Below are 13,925 nucleotides of genomic sequence, written 5' to 3'. Positions count from 1 at the left end.
CAATGCCGCAAATCGTATTTCTGCCCCATGATGAAATCTGTCCGGAAGGGGCTGTGATTGAAGCTGAGGCGGGGGTGACCGTATGTGATGCGGCTCTGGCTAATGGTATTGAGATTGAGCATGCCTGCGAAAAGTCCTGTGCCTGTACCACCTGTCATGTTGTTGTTCGTGAAGGTTTTGACAGTATGGAAGAAGCTGATGAGCTGGAAGAAGATCTGCTCGACAAGGCCTGGGGTCTGGAGCCTGAATCTCGTTTGAGCTGTCAGGCGGTGGTTGCTGAAGAGGATCTGGTGGTAGAAATACCCAGGTACACGCTCAACCAGGTGTCAGAGAAACACTGATCCTGGTGTGTTTTCGCTACAGAGGCTCCAATGAGTCTCTTTCTTTCCATAGAGTGGATCATCGAATAGGAGGAAGAAAGGCAATGAGATGGACAGATGTTTTCGACATTGCTGCTGAGCTGGTCGATGCCCATCCGGATGTTGATCCAAAATTTGTCAATTTTGTTGATCTGAGAGGCTGGGTGATGGCTCTGGAAGATTTTGATGATGATCCAGAGCGTTGTGGGGAAAAGATTCTGGAAGCAATTCAGGCGGCCTGGATAGAAGAGCATGAGTGATCAGCCCGATGAGAGCTTTTAGCAATGATTGATTCTATTCTTCCAGTTAACGATAGTTAAGGTCTTCAGGGTGAAGTATCTGCCCGATAAAGAGTATTCTCTCTGTTTTCTTATGTCGTAATATATAAAGAAATGGCCTGTTAAAATTAATTTTGATATTTTTTCTGATACCATCGACAAACATAGTTTGAGTGACTGCTGAAGCTTCAGTCCCTAATTCGTTGACTTTTATGGCGCAATTTTGTTGAACACCGCTTAAAAAGATCTCTTTCGAAGAACCCACTAGCATGCCACCTAAATTGACTCTGCCTTGCTCAAACAAGCATCCCAGACCGGTGTTTTGTAAGGCGGAATCCAAGTCACTTTTGGAACGGGTCTCAAAAGCGGGTAAAGTAAGATCCACTTCTGGTACAGTTTGTATTGACGCAAGTAAATTGGCCATTAATCCAGTGGATATTCCTGAAACTGCTGTTCCTTCCGGGGGTAAAACCAGAACCATTTCATAGTTACCCCGGTAGGGAACCGTTACTGCTTGCCACTCATTGTGGGTAGCGTACCCTGTGTGTTGTATTTCCTGATGTAAAACTCTTCTGAGATGCACTCTTCCGTTTGCTAAAGTAAACATTCCTCCTTCCTGTTTACGATAAAAAGGTTGTTTCCACAGCCCTCTGAAGTAAACAGAATTGATGAGAATAAGTGCAGTCTCTGTGTTCCAATCATCAGCATTGCAAAAAGATCGAATCATGCCATGGGTTAAATAGCAGAACTCTTCGTTAAGATACCTTGCGAGTGCTTTCACGGATGGTCTGTTAGTAAAGTCTATATTCTCATGAACAATCGTATTCATCTTTTCAGCTTCCCTTCGATAGGAATCTTGAAGCTGATGTCGGGAGGCCAGTAATAAAGCGTTGCCCACAGAGTAGACCTCGCTTTGTCCTGAACCGGCACCTGGTTCTTCTGTTGTGGGGAAAGCACTGCTTTCCAGAAAATTTGCGAGCAACTCCCGGGTGGTGCCAGAGGCTCCCGCGAGTAGGGCCGACAGGGCGTGAAAAAGGCTGTCAGGGGAAAAAACAAAATTTGAATTTGAATGGGTCTGGGCTGCCAACATAAAAAGTCTCATCACCACATCCAGATGTTGGGAGTGTGGTGTTGCAGGTTGAGTTACTGGATTTTCAGGTGGCGTGCAGCTGGCGACAGGCTGATTGGCAGTTGGCAAGGACTGAGCTGGATCGTCAGGTGCCGGGTGGCAGACTGGGCAGACAAGAAAGACACCATCATTGAAAGCAGACATACACTCCTGGCATGTTTGGGGGGCAGCCCGAAGCGGAGGTGATGTTAACAGGAAACAGAATATCAATAGTGAAAGCTGCATTGAAGCGTATTGAGAGGAGCGGCTGCTCAACTTATTTTTTAAAGTCAATTTTATGCCTGCCTTAGTGAGTGAGTTATTAAGCTTGAATAAATAGAAATGTTCTGGCACTTGCGGGAGTGCGTAAGAATTGTAGACACACATTAGCTGCACTGCTGATCTCTCAAATGAGACAAGCGTGGTATTGGCGTTTTGAAATGCAATGATATGAGTTTGTTTTTTCTCTTGTATGATTTTTACGGATATGACTGACACAGGGATAGTGATCGTTTACAATGCCGACCAAGCTTCCCCAATGACTGGAGGTGGCGCATTGAATTATAAACTTGACCCTTAATGGGCCAATAAAAGAACATTTGGAGAGTGTAATGGCCGTAGAGCGCACTTTATCAATTATCAAGCCTGATGCCGTTGCTAAAAATGTCATCGGCGAGATATTTAGCCGCTTTGAAAAAGCCGGCCTGAAAGTTGTCGGAACCTGCATGGTTCACCTGAGCAAAGAGAAGGCAGAAGGTTTTTATGCAGAGCATAAAGAGCGTCCTTTCTTTAAGGATCTGGTCGCTTTCATGACGTCGGGTCCGGTCGTTGTGTCGGTTCTGGAAGGTGAGAATGCGGTCGCTCATCACCGTGAGCTGATGGGCGCTACCAACCCGGCCGAAGCCGCTGCGGGAACTATTCGTGCCGATTTTGCCCAGACTATTGATGAAAATGCAGTGCATGGTTCGGATTCTCCGGCTTCTGCTGCCAGAGAAGTGTCCTACTTCTTTGAAGATGCAGACGTTTGTCCTCGCACCCGATAATGACATAACGGGGCATTCTTTCTGCAACCTGAAATCAGGGGTAGGCGTATGCCCTGTATTTTTATCTATAAAAATGCCGTGGCTATTGTGGTTTAATAGCGCTCATGTTTTTATCGTGAATCATTTTTCATTGGCTCAGTGTCGACGACTTTTCTCTATAGTCAATCATGGCAGTTAGTGAGAATGCAGCCATTTCAGGTTTGCATTAAATTCCGGCGAGGGATAATGCGAGTCCACCCCATGGCTGTTGGGCGGCTTATAGCGCTCATGGCTTTTTGAGGTATTAAGAATGTCAGAATTAATCACCGTAAGCGCTGAGGCCGGTGAGGTTCAAAACACACCTGTTAACCTGTTGGATCTGTCCCGCAGCAAGATGGTGGATTTTTTTCTCAGCATAGGTGAAAAGAAGTTTCGTGCTGAGCAGATGCTCAAGTGGATTCACCACTTCGGCGTCGATAATTTTGATGAAATGACCAATATCAGCAAAACTCTCAGGCAAAAGCTGAAAGAGGTGGCTGAAATTCGTGGTCCCCAAGTCGTCAGTAGCCAGTTTTCTGAAGATGGTACCTGCAAGTGGGTGGTCAGAGTCGCTTCGGGCAGTTGTGTCGAGACAGTCTATATACCGGAAGGAAAGCGCGGCACCCTCTGTGTATCCTCCCAGGCAGGGTGTTCACTGGACTGCAGTTTCTGCTCCACCGGTAAACAGGGTTTTAACTCCGATCTCACTGTGGCGGAAATTATCGGTCAGGTCTGGATTGCCGCGCGTCACTTTAATAATGTTCCCGCAAAGAAAGATCGTTCTATCACCAACGTCGTAATGATGGGGATGGGTGAGCCTCTGATGAACTTTGACAATGTCGTTGATGCCATGAACCTGATGATGGATGACCTGGGTTATGGCCTGTCCAAGCGCAGGGTAACACTGAGTACTTCGGGGGTTGTTCCCGCCCTGCGTAAACTGGGTGAGGTGACCGATGTGTCGCTGGCAGTGTCGCTTCATGCAGCTAACGATGAATTGAGAAATGTGCTGGTTCCGATTAACCGTAAGTATCCGTTGTCAGACTTGCTGGATGCGATCGAACAATATATGAGTGGGCTTCCAGACAAACGTGTCGTAACCATTGAATATACGCTGCTGGCGGGAGTGAATGATCAGCCTGAGCATTCCATTGAGCTGATTCAGTTGTTGAAGAATGTCCCCTGTAAAATCAACCTGATCCCCTTTAATCCGTTCCCGCATTCCGGTTATGAACGCCCCAGCAACAATGCTGTACGTCGCTTCCAGGAACAACTTCAGGAAGCCGGCTTTAATGTCACCGTGCGCAAGACTCGTGGTGACGATATTGATGCTGCCTGTGGCCAGCTGGTGGGGCAGGTTGCAGACAAAACACGAAGAAGTGAACGCTATATCGCTGCTCGTCAGGTAAATGTTGGCTGATCAGAGTATCCGGTTTCCAATTCATTGATTCTGGTAAAAGCCTGTTTGAGCTGAAAATTATGACCGCAGGGGCCAGATTTCTGTGGCCTCGACTATCCCGGTTCACTTACTATGTTCAAAATAATTAAAAAACGGGGAGAAGTATGATCGCAAAACTGGGAATCAGTGCAGTTTTGTTCAGTATCATCCTGAGTGGTTGTGTGACAACCGGCGGGCCTGAACCCGTCAATGAAGGTGAAGCTGTCCGTAGCTACCTTGAACTGGCCAGGGGGTATGTGCAACAGGGTCTAACCGAAAAGGCAGTCAAGCCGATTAATCGGGCGTTGGAGATCCAGCCCCGATCAGCCGATGCCTTCGGCATGCTTGGGTTGGTTTATCAGCTTCAGGGAGAAGCCAGCCTGGCAGAGACATCTTTCAGGAAAGCCCTGTCTTTTAATCCTGACTCTTCTGAAATCCACAATAACTTTGGTGTATTTCTCTTCAGTCAGAACCGCCTGAGTGAGGCTTACCGTGAATTTGAGCAAGCCGCCGGTGACGTTCGTTACAGTAGCCGCAGCCGAGCTTATGAAAACCTGGGGCTGGTGGCATTAAAACAAGGCCGACGATCTCTGGCTGCAGAGCATTTTGACAAAGCTCTGAAACTGAACAGTAATTTACCTCGTGCAAGTCTGGAATTAGCGGCGATACTTGAAGAGCAAGGCCAGTTTCGTGAAGCCTGGAAGTACTATCAGGTCTTTACCCGTCTTTCCCGTCAGAATGAGCGATCCCTGAGGCTGGGGGTTCGCTTGGCCAGAGTTAATGGCGATCAGGATGCTGCAGCCAGTTATTCTTTGCAATTAGGGCGTTTATTCCCTTCTTCCACTGGAGAGGGAGTGCGGAGTAGAAGCGGTTATGAGTACTGATGAGCAAAACAGCCAGGAAGACCAGGAGGAGGCTTCTGCTGTCGCTCCTGGTCAGTTACTGAGTGCTGGAAGGCAAAAAGCAGGTCTTTCAATAGGTGAGGCTGCAGACCTTTTGAAGTTGCCAGAGTCTTATATTCTGGCGTTGGAAAGTAATGAGTTTGAGACACTGCCAGGTCTGGTTTTTGCCCGGGGGTACGTCAGACGCTATGCCCGGGCTCTCGGATTGGATGGTGATGAACTGGTGGATCACTTTGATCGTTTCACCGGGCACAGTGGCGCCGAAACCCCTCATTTGAAAGCAGGTGCTCCATTGACAACCTGGCGTCCAATGTCTTCTTTTTTTGCCTGGGGAGCAAGCCTTCTCACGGTTATTCTGGTGGGGGCGGGCAGTTATTATGGATGGAATCTGGACAAACGTTCTGCTTCGCAATCGGAAGTGATTTTTCGGCAGCAGCCCTCCGTTGTTATCGAGTCGTCAGAAGATGTTTCTGAAGCAGAAAAAGTGATGCCCGTGCAGGTTGACTTTGATGATTCTGAAATGGAAGTGACAGAGCCTGAGAACGAATCAGAAAATGATGATATACCTGCGGTCGGTCAGGACAGTGAAGAACCTCTTGGTCAAACTGAACGGGTTCTTCCCGAAGTGGGCAGTTCTCTTTCCGATGTTGACGGCTCTCTCTCCGACAATGGCTCCCCTGTCAGGCTGGCTATTGACTTTGTTGAGGACTGCTGGATTGAAGTCAAGGATATGAGTGGTCGTGCTCTCTATACCGATGTTCAGAGGGCAGGCTCAAACCTGGAGCTTGAAGTACCCTCATCCGTTCAGGTCCGCTTTGGGAATGTGAAAGGTGTGGCGGATCTAAAATTTGATGGCAAAAAAGTCGCGGTCAAGACGTCTGGCTCGGGTCGCAGGGTAGCAAGCCTGTTACTGAAAGCTGGCTGATTGAGAATCCGGTTCTGCGACAAGCCAGTCTGCCTATACTCAGGGCCCCGGAAAAGTTATAGTTGGCGCTTTTGTCGTTGGAATAAGCCTTTTTGAGCAATTTTTGCCGGTTGATAGTAATGCTTCAGGCATTATCTGCCATTATTACCTGCTCACCAACGTTCATTTAGAGGATTGAGAGGGCGTCAGAACTTGGCAAAGCAACTTCAAGCCATTCGCGGGATGAATGACATCCTGCCAGATCAGAGTCCTGCCTGGCAGTACCTGGAGTCCAGACTCCGTAACCTGATGGCGACTTACAGTTATCGCGAAATCAGGATGCCTGTGGTTGAGCCCGGTCCACTATTTAGCCGGGGCATCGGTGCAGGTACAGATATTGTAGAAAAGGAAATGTACACCTTCGAGGACCGCAACGGCGAGAGTCTCTCTCTGCGTCCCGAAGGGACAGCCGGTTGTGTTCGAGCCGGTATCCAGCACGGTTTGCTCTATAACCAGACACAAAGACTCTGGACTATGGGGCCTATGTTCCGTTATGAGCGTCCACAGAAAGGCCGTTATCGTCAGTTTCATCAGTTTAGTGTTGAAACCTTCGGCATGGCTGGCCCCGACATTGACTCGGAACTTATATTGTTGACTGCCAGACTCTGGAAAGAGTTGGGTATTGATCAGCATGTGCGTCTGGAACTCAATACTCTGGGTACGTTGGAAGCTCGGCAGAATTATCGTGAGGCTCTGGTCGAGTATTTATCCCGCTTCGAACAGGAATTGGATGAAGACAGTCGGAATCGTCTGGGTATCAATCCTCTGAGAATTCTTGACAGTAAAGATAAAAGCACCCGGGAAATTGTTGCGGATGCACCAGTATTGCACGATTATCTGGACGCTGAATCGGCCGAACATTTTGAAACCCTGAAAAGTATTCTTGATGCGGCAGGGATTTCTTATGTCGTTAATCCACGTCTGGTGCGCGGGCTGGATTACTATAGCCGGACCGTGTTTGAATGGATAACAGACAGTCTTGGCGCACAGGGAACCGTTTGCGGTGGTGGCCGTTACGATGCTCTGGTTGAACTGCTGGGTGGCAAGCCAACCCCGGCAGTAGGATTTGCCATGGGGCTGGAACGCCTGGTACTGATGCTGGAAACGTTGAATCTTATTCCCGAGTCGGTTCAAAAGACAGTTGATGTCGCTGTGGTCACCCGTGGAGAGGGTGTCAGTGCTAAAGCTCTGCCCCTGATTGAGCAAATAAGAACAGCGGTTCCGGATGTGCGCATTCTGGTCAATTGCGGTGGAGGCTTTAAAGGACAGATGAAAAGGGCCTTTAACAGCGGAGCTGACTTCGCCTTCATCATTGGAGAAGATGAGTTGGCCAGTCAGTCGGTAACCGTTAAGTCTCTGTCAATAGATGGTGAGCAGGAAAGCATGGATATTCCTGCTGTGGTTGAATTTTTGAAAAAGCGAATTCAGGAGTAAAGAGTGAGCCGTACAGATGAAGAAGAAGTAGAACTGCTTAAGAACCTCTGGCAGGAATACGGCAAGCCGGTTGTTGTTGGCGTTGCTATCACTGTCGTAGCTATTTTCGGCTACAAGGCTTACCAGAAGAATCAGCTGGAAACGGCAGCTGCTTCATCACAGCTTTATCAGAGCCTTCTGGAAGTCACAACTCAGGGGCAGTCGCTGTCAGAGCAACAGAAATCCACCGTTAAACACGTGGTGGAAACTCTGCAGTCTGATTACGAGAGCTCTGATTATGCGGCTTTTGCAACACTGATTCAGGCCCGTGAACAGGTTCTGGATAATGATCTTGATGGTGCCCGTTCTTCCCTTGAATGGGTGCTGGCTCAAAAGCCCGATCTGGAAATTGAGCTGGTGACTCGTGCCCGACTGGCGCGAGTGATGCTGAGCCAGTCTGATGATAACGCACAAGCGGCGCTGGATGTTTTGGCCAAAGCCGATTCGGAAGCCGGTTTTGTCACGACTATCGAGTCCGTTCGAGGCGATGCACATCTGGCAATGGGTCAGAGAGACAAAGCACGAGAATCCTATGAAAAGGCACTGGAAGCTGCCCGTACTAACGGAGAGTCCCGGCCTCTGCTGCAGTTCAAACTGGATGATCTGGCAGCTAACGTAAAAGAGGGCTAATGGATGGAGAGGATAATCAGATCACTGCTGATCGTTTCCCTGACGCTGGGGCTGGCTTCCTGTAGCCTGTTTTCCGATGACGAGGACATAGTCCGCAAACCAAAGACCCTCACCGGGTTTGAGCCGGATATTGAATTACAAGAGGTCTGGTCCAGAAGTATCGGTAAAGGTGTCGAAGACAGCTATGAGCGACTGGTGCCTTCTGTTTCAGGCGATGTGATTTATGCTGCAGGCGCTCAGGGGGATGTCATTGCCCTGAACCTTGAGACTGGTAAGGAGATTTGGAAGAAAAGTCTGGAATTAGCTGTCGGTGGTGGCATTACTGCTGACTTCGGGATGCTGCTTCTGGGAACCCTGGATGGGCATGTTATTGCTCTGAAAGAGGAAGATGGCAGTGAGCTCTGGAAAGCCAGAGTAAGCAGTGAAGTGATTTCTTCTCCCCAAACCAACGGCCGTGTCGTAATGGTTCAGAGTATTGACGATACGATTACGGCTCTCGATGCTGAAACCGGCAAGGAGCTTTGGCATCAGGAAAACCTGCAACCTGCACTGACTTTGAGAGGCTCCAGTACGCCGCTTATTGAAGGTGAAGCGGTGTTTGTTGGGCTCTCCAATGGTGAGGCGAAGGCATTCAGGGTGAATGATGGTGGTCCTCTCTGGAACAGTCGGGTTTCTATTCCGAAAGGCTCTTCCGAGCTGGAAAGAATGGTCGACATTAATGCGGAGCCACTGATCGTAGGTGACAACCTGTTTATGGTCAGCTTTCAGGGTAATGTAGCTGCTATGGATATGTACAGTGGACGTGTACGCTGGAGTCGGGAATTATCCAGCTACAGGTCGATTGCAGAAGGTTTCGGCTCTCTGTATCTGACGGATGACAGCAGTTATGTCAGTTCTCTGGATCAGCGCAGTGGTGCGGTCAGCTGGAGGCAGGATAAGCTGGAATATCGTTTGCTGACAGCGCCAACGACATACAGCAGCTATGTAGCTGTGGCTGATCTGGAAGGCTATGTTCATCTATTATCTCAGGTTGATGGTGTTATGGCAGGTCGGTTCAAGGCCAGTTCATCAGCGATCAAAGCCCCTCCTGTGGTATCGGGTGATTTCCTCTTTGTGCTCAGTGCCGAAGGTACTTTGACTGCGCTCAACCAAAAATAATTTGCTGAATCAAACAGTGACTTTGGCAAAGGATTAAAGCCGGGCTGAATCTTGGAAGGTTCAGCCCTTTTTCTGTTATTTGAATGCTGGGAATCTGTTGCAATTGGCCCGTCAAGGTCTGTCAGGACAGATTTCATGACAGACTGCTCCCACTTAAACGGCAGTTTGTCTGTAACTGGTTTAAAGCTTTGGGGGTGTTCAATAGCCCCAGTGGAATGAAGTGTATGGTTCCTGTAATTGCCCTGGTGGGGCGTCCCAATGTTGGCAAGTCTACGCTGTTTAACCGTCTGACTCGCTCTCGTGATGCTCTGGTTGCCAATGTAGCCGGTCTTACCCGTGATCGTAAGTACGGGGAAGGCAGAATGGGCTCCAGACCTTATATTGTTGTTGATACCGGTGGAATCAGCGGTGATGAGGAAGGCATTGATTCAGCTATGGCTGAACAGTCCCTGGCGGCCATCCGGGAAGCTGATATTGTTCTGTTCCTGGTCGATGCCAGGGCCGGATTGACTGCCGCTGATGAAATGATTGCTGGTCATCTGCGTAAGCAGAACAAGCAGTACCATCTGGTGCTTAACAAGACGGATACCGTTGATGCTGATCAGGCAGAAGCCGACTTTGCCATTCTTGGCTTTGGTGAAGCCTTCCATATTGCTGCTGTTCATGGCCGTGGTGTCAAAGGCATGATTGAAGGCGTTCTCGAAGAAGTGATGGGGCCAGAGTCCGGTGAGTTTGAAGAAGATGAAGACGACCCGGAAACGGTCAAGGCCAGAGGTATCAGGATTGGCATTGTAGGACGACCCAATGTGGGTAAGTCGACACTGGTCAATCGTTTGCTGGGGGAAGAACGTGTTGTCGTTTATGATCAGGCTGGAACTACCCGCGACAGTGTTTACATACCTTATGAACGCTGGGGTCAGGATTACACTTTGATCGATACGGCAGGTGTTCGCCGCCGTGGTAAAGTCCATGAAGTGGCTGAAAAGTTCTCAGTAATTAAAACCCTTCAGGCTATTGAAGATGCCAATGTCGTGGTACTGGTTGTGGATGCCAGAGAAGGGATTGTGGAACAGGATCTGCATCTGCTGGGCTTTGTGCTGGAAGCTGGTCGTGCCGTTGTGATTGCCGTAAACAAGTGGGACGGCATGAAAGAAGAAGAGCGAAAAAAGGTGAAAGAAGAACTGTCCAGAAGGCTGGAGTTTATCAATTTTGCCCGTATTCACATGATCTCTGCCAAGCACGGAACTAATGTCGGTCATCTCTATGACTCTATCGACGAAGCCTATGAGTGTGCGACTCGCAAACTGTCTACCAACCAGCTGACTCGAATTTTGGAAGATGCTACCAAGATTCATCAGCCACCTATGGTTCGAAATCGTCGTATCAAATTAAGGTACTGTCATGCGGGTGCCATGAATCCACCGACTATCATTATTCATGGTAATCAGACGGAAGAAGTTCCTGCTTCCTATAAGCGCTATCTGGAAAATACCTTCAGAAAGGTGCTAAAGATCATGGGAACACCCATTCGGATTGAATTCCGTTCCTCAGAAAACCCTTATGCAGAACGCAAAGCGGTTCACAAGAAGAGCTCTGGGGGTGAGCGGAAGGTAACTCACAAGCGTCGTGTTATTGAACTGAAAGGCAAGAGGAAGGATGATAAAAAGAAAAAACAAAAATCTCGCCGCTAGATAGACTACGTGGGCTGATAAAAAACTGGGTGCAAGCGTTGCACTCAGGCCCATTCTCTTCAGTATTAAATGGATTTGCATCTGTAACATTCCGATTAACGACGATTTTCTCTCCTTTAGGGGGGCAAATCTTATAGCTGCCAGTAAATTAAACAGTTGTTTGAAAATGGTTATGCTGTACATTGGTACTTACTATGATTTGAGATTGCATTGACATGAATAGCGATGAGCAGATAGTAAGCATTGTTCAGCAGTTTTTCCAAGCAGTTCCCCATTGTCGTGTATTGGAGATGAAGCCGGAGCATGCCTCTTCTGAAGGTGTTGTCATTAACATGCCGTTTAGTGACGAACTGGAAGCCAACCCGGGAAGTGGAATCATTCATTCAGGTGCGATAACAACCCTGATGGATAGCGCTTTCGGTATAGCCGCCTGTATAAGTCTGCCAGGCTTTGAGACTTGTCCTACCATTGACCTGCGAATTGATCATCTGGGTTTTCCGGCTCCTTTCAAGCCGGTTCGCTGCTTTGCTGAAGCCTATCGGGTTACTAAAACCGTTGTCTTTACCAGAGGGGTAGTCTATCAGGGCAATCGTGACGAGCCTTTTGCGCACGGCGTGGGAACCTTTATGAGATCCGGGCGAACGTTGAGTCAAATGGCTAAGGGGTTAGCAAAATGAAGATTCAGAACGACTTTCGTGAGGTTCTGCTTCAGGCCAGAGCGACCAGTGATTACAGTTATTTGACGGAGCTCTTGCCCTACGCCAGGAAAATTGGCATGAGTTGCCAGTCTCTGGGTGATGATGCCCTTTTTGTTCTGCCTGAAAACAGAGATAACACGGGTAATCCGGTGTTACCAGCACTCCATGGTGGTGTGTTGGGTGGTTTTATGGAAATGTCGGCAGCCATTCACTTGATGTTGTTTATGGATGAGCCAAAAATTGCCAAGATTGTGGATTTTTCTATTGATTATTTAAGAAGCGCAAAAATTCAGGATGTTTATGCAGAATGCGATGTGGTGAGACAGGGTAGCCGGATCGCCAATGTTGCGATCACCGCCTGGCAGAGTCGCAGGGAAACACCGGTGGCAACAGCAAGAGCACACTTTCGGCTTGATAGCTTATAAGTACTCAACCATACGAAATCATATTTTCTGACTTATTGTTCAGGCACTCGCGGCAACTGCTCCTGCGTTGCTCTAGCTCCTGCATCCATGCAGTCGTGATGCGTTGCAACTCTGGTCACATAGCTTGCTATGTTCCCGTCGTTGCGCCTTGCAGAGCACCTGCCCAATAAGCCAGAAATATTCGATTCCGTATGGCCGAGTACTTATACCAATCGAACTTTCTAACTCCCTATTGCGCTGAAGATTTGAGCCTTAATCCTGCGTTGGCGATCGTCGCCATAGCTAAGGCTATGACTCCTCACGCCGCCTTGTCTTAAGGCTCAAATCTCCATGCTCATTGCGGGAGTTAGAAAATACGATTGGTATTAGAACCTGATCTCATGAGCTCGGGCATGACTGCAATTCATGCCTGAGTGATGCTTTCCTGAATACTTCCTGATACATTTCCCGACAATTTTGTACAGATGCAGAGAAGCTCATGAGCGGAACCTTTGATTTAGCGATTTACGATGCACAGAGTCTTGCCGGGGAAGCAGTGTTGGCTATTCTGGAAGAGAGTCATTTAACCCCCGGCGTTGTCTATCCGCTGACAGGGCCTGAAGAGTTCAATAAGTCCAGAGATGAGACGACAGTGGCTTTCAAAGGCGCTGAAATCGATGTGATTAGTGCCTTGACGTTTAATTATGCAGACGCCGATCTTCTGATTATACCCGCTGGCTCACAAATTAATCCTGAGATTCTGAATCTGGCCAGTGACAGTGGCTGTCGTGTAGTTAATGGTGCTATTGGTGCCGAGGCCGAGATGTACCTGCCGGGTCTGTCTGATGCTGCGGAACTGTCAGGCTTGCAGGAGATCGCAATTCCTGCCAGTCCTGCTGCCCTGATGCTTCAGGTCATGAAGTCGCTTCAAGATGCAGTCGGCATTGATTCTATCAATGTCATGGCCAGCCTTTCACTGGCTGAAACTGGTCAGAGAGGGATTGAAGAATTGCGTGGGCAAACAATTGATTTGCTCAGTGGCAAGCCGGTGAAGAAAAAGCTTTTTGAGCAGCGAATTGCTTTCAATGTCCTGCCGCAGGTGGGTGTCGTCACTGAGGCAGGTTTTACATTACCGGAGCGAATGATTGCTAAAGAACTCATGAAAGGGCTGGATCAGGATGATCTCAGGGTTAGTGCTACCTGTGTGCGTGTGCCTGTATTCTTTGGTGACAGCCTCGCAGTTCACCTGGATCTGGACCGTCCAGTTGATGAGCAGACTGTCAGGGATCTCCTTGCAGGGGTTGCTGGTATTGAGTTGGCGGCCGATGATGAAATGCCTTCTGTTGAAACTGTGGCAGGAAAAGATGCCATTGTCGTTGGTCGGATTCGTCAAAATCCGGATCATGCCGATCAAATATGTCTCTGGATTGTTGCTGATCGGGTGCGATGTGGCGCATTTCAGGCATTGGCAGTGGCAGAGATATTGCTAAAAGACTTTTTAAAATGATAACTTAGCTTAGAATAGTGACAGTTCCTTATTGAAATTGTCAGAATAATAAAAATTTTATCCTGAAGCCTTGCTTTGACTAGAGCAGCGAAGGGCTTCAGGTAATCAGGAACTGTTAGCCGTACCGGTTTTATGGCTATGAGTGATCATAGCTTTTGGTGTATTCCATGTTGGAGTACAGATTGGGCACCTGTCTTCTGTTTGAGGGTGCAGCACACATCTGGAAAGCTGTTTGTTATAAAAAGTGTCGTCAA

General features: G+C 48.4%; 14 protein-coding genes. 13 read left to right on the top strand and 1 reads right to left on the bottom strand.

The window, feature by feature from the left end:
* Nucleotides 1–2: 2 nt before the first annotated feature.
* A complete protein-coding gene (gene fdx / locus ACOMG9_RS14785) occupies nt 3–341 on the top strand; it encodes an ISC system 2Fe-2S type ferredoxin (protein ID WP_422134234.1) in 339 nt (112 codons plus the stop codon).
* 83 nt (nt 342–424) lie between these two features.
* Nucleotides 425–619 (top strand): Fe-S cluster assembly protein IscX, encoded by a 195-nt coding sequence (iscX, locus tag ACOMG9_RS14780; RefSeq protein ID WP_422413458.1) that lies wholly within the window; start codon nt 425–427, stop codon nt 617–619.
* Nucleotides 620–665: 46 nt separating this feature from the next.
* On the opposite strand, the gene ACOMG9_RS14775 is transcribed toward iscX, so the two are convergent.
* The gene (locus tag ACOMG9_RS14775; protein ID WP_494529022.1) at nt 666–2,243 is read right to left on the bottom strand and encodes a serpin family protein; all 1,578 of its coding nucleotides are present in this window, start codon (nt 2,241–2,243) and stop codon (nt 666–668) included.
* 113 nt (nt 2,244–2,356) lie between these two features.
* Between ACOMG9_RS14775 and ndk the strand changes: the two genes are divergently transcribed.
* The 11 genes from ndk to ACOMG9_RS14720 all read left to right on the top strand — a co-directional run bounded on the left by ndk (nt 2,357) and on the right by ACOMG9_RS14720 (nt 13,671).
* Complete coding sequence (ndk, locus tag ACOMG9_RS14770; RefSeq protein WP_422134231.1) at nt 2,357–2,788, top strand: nucleoside-diphosphate kinase; 432 nt, start codon at nt 2,357–2,359, stop codon at nt 2,786–2,788.
* A 289-nt stretch (nt 2,789–3,077) separates the two neighbouring features.
* A complete protein-coding gene (gene rlmN, locus ACOMG9_RS14765; RefSeq protein ID WP_422134230.1) occupies nt 3,078–4,226 on the top strand; it encodes a dual-specificity RNA methyltransferase RlmN in 1,149 nt (382 codons plus the stop codon).
* Between the two features lie 143 nt (nt 4,227–4,369).
* Nucleotides 4,370–5,128 (top strand): type IV pilus biogenesis/stability protein PilW, encoded by a 759-nt coding sequence (gene pilW / locus ACOMG9_RS14760; RefSeq protein WP_422134229.1) that lies wholly within the window; start codon nt 4,370–4,372, stop codon nt 5,126–5,128.
* The gene (locus ACOMG9_RS14755) at nt 5,118–6,071 is read left to right on the top strand and encodes a RodZ domain-containing protein (RefSeq protein WP_494529021.1); all 954 of its coding nucleotides are present in this window, start codon (nt 5,118–5,120) and stop codon (nt 6,069–6,071) included. The genes pilW and ACOMG9_RS14755 overlap by 11 nt, the downstream gene beginning before the upstream one ends.
* A gap of 192 nt (nt 6,072–6,263) precedes the next feature.
* Nucleotides 6,264–7,544: a histidine--tRNA ligase gene (gene hisS, locus ACOMG9_RS14750; protein WP_448217440.1), complete on the top strand. Its 1,281-nt coding sequence runs from the start codon at nt 6,264–6,266 to the stop codon at nt 7,542–7,544.
* Between the two features lie 3 nt (nt 7,545–7,547).
* Nucleotides 7,548–8,213 (top strand): YfgM family protein, encoded by a 666-nt coding sequence (locus ACOMG9_RS14745; RefSeq protein ID WP_448217439.1) that lies wholly within the window; start codon nt 7,548–7,550, stop codon nt 8,211–8,213.
* Nucleotides 8,214–8,216: 3 nt separating this feature from the next.
* The gene (gene bamB / locus ACOMG9_RS14740) at nt 8,217–9,371 is read left to right on the top strand and encodes an outer membrane protein assembly factor BamB (RefSeq protein ID WP_494529020.1); all 1,155 of its coding nucleotides are present in this window, start codon (nt 8,217–8,219) and stop codon (nt 9,369–9,371) included.
* A 224-nt stretch (nt 9,372–9,595) separates the two neighbouring features.
* Nucleotides 9,596–11,062, top strand: coding sequence for a ribosome biogenesis GTPase Der (der, locus tag ACOMG9_RS14735; protein ID WP_448217437.1), 1,467 nt, complete (start codon nt 9,596–9,598; stop codon nt 11,060–11,062).
* A 215-nt stretch (nt 11,063–11,277) separates the two neighbouring features.
* Nucleotides 11,278–11,739 carry a PaaI family thioesterase gene (locus ACOMG9_RS14730; RefSeq protein WP_422134223.1) on the top strand — a complete coding sequence of 154 codons (462 nt, stop codon included), beginning with the start codon at nt 11,278–11,280 and terminating at the stop codon, nt 11,737–11,739.
* A complete protein-coding gene (locus ACOMG9_RS14725; protein ID WP_448217436.1) occupies nt 11,736–12,185 on the top strand; it encodes a PaaI family thioesterase in 450 nt (149 codons plus the stop codon). The genes ACOMG9_RS14730 and ACOMG9_RS14725 overlap by 4 nt, the downstream gene beginning before the upstream one ends.
* A gap of 478 nt (nt 12,186–12,663) precedes the next feature.
* Complete coding sequence (locus tag ACOMG9_RS14720; protein ID WP_448217435.1) at nt 12,664–13,671, top strand: Asd/ArgC dimerization domain-containing protein; 1,008 nt, start codon at nt 12,664–12,666, stop codon at nt 13,669–13,671.
* The last annotated feature ends 254 nt before the right edge of the window (nt 13,672–13,925 follow it).

The sequence above is a fragment of the Endozoicomonas sp. PH6C genome (genome assembly GCF_059322965.1).
Note: the sequence above shows the minus strand (reverse complement) of the source record. Positions and strands in the feature narration are given on the sequence as shown.

What these genes read in the sequence shown, in the direction of transcription:
- ACOMG9_RS14725 (WP_448217436.1), top strand. Translation starts at nt 11,736, where the DNA reads ATGAAGATTCAGAACGACTTTCGTGAGGTTCTGCTTCAGGCCAGAGCG.
- ACOMG9_RS14720 (WP_448217435.1), top strand. Translation starts at nt 12,664, where the DNA reads ATGAGCGGAACCTTTGATTTAGCGATTTACGATGCACAGAGTCTTGCC.
- ndk (WP_422134231.1), top strand. Translation starts at nt 2,357, where the DNA reads ATGGCCGTAGAGCGCACTTTATCAATTATCAAGCCTGATGCCGTTGCT.
- fdx (WP_422134234.1), top strand. Translation starts at nt 3, where the DNA reads ATGCCGCAAATCGTATTTCTGCCCCATGATGAAATCTGTCCGGAAGGG.
- iscX (WP_422413458.1), top strand. Translation starts at nt 425, where the DNA reads ATGAGATGGACAGATGTTTTCGACATTGCTGCTGAGCTGGTCGATGCC.
- rlmN (WP_422134230.1), top strand. Translation starts at nt 3,078, where the DNA reads ATGTCAGAATTAATCACCGTAAGCGCTGAGGCCGGTGAGGTTCAAAAC.
- bamB (WP_494529020.1), top strand. Translation starts at nt 8,217, where the DNA reads ATGGAGAGGATAATCAGATCACTGCTGATCGTTTCCCTGACGCTGGGG.
- pilW (WP_422134229.1), top strand. Translation starts at nt 4,370, where the DNA reads ATGATCGCAAAACTGGGAATCAGTGCAGTTTTGTTCAGTATCATCCTG.
- ACOMG9_RS14755 (WP_494529021.1), top strand. Translation starts at nt 5,118, where the DNA reads ATGAGTACTGATGAGCAAAACAGCCAGGAAGACCAGGAGGAGGCTTCT.
- ACOMG9_RS14730 (WP_422134223.1), top strand. Translation starts at nt 11,278, where the DNA reads ATGAATAGCGATGAGCAGATAGTAAGCATTGTTCAGCAGTTTTTCCAA.
- der (WP_448217437.1), top strand. Translation starts at nt 9,596, where the DNA reads ATGGTTCCTGTAATTGCCCTGGTGGGGCGTCCCAATGTTGGCAAGTCT.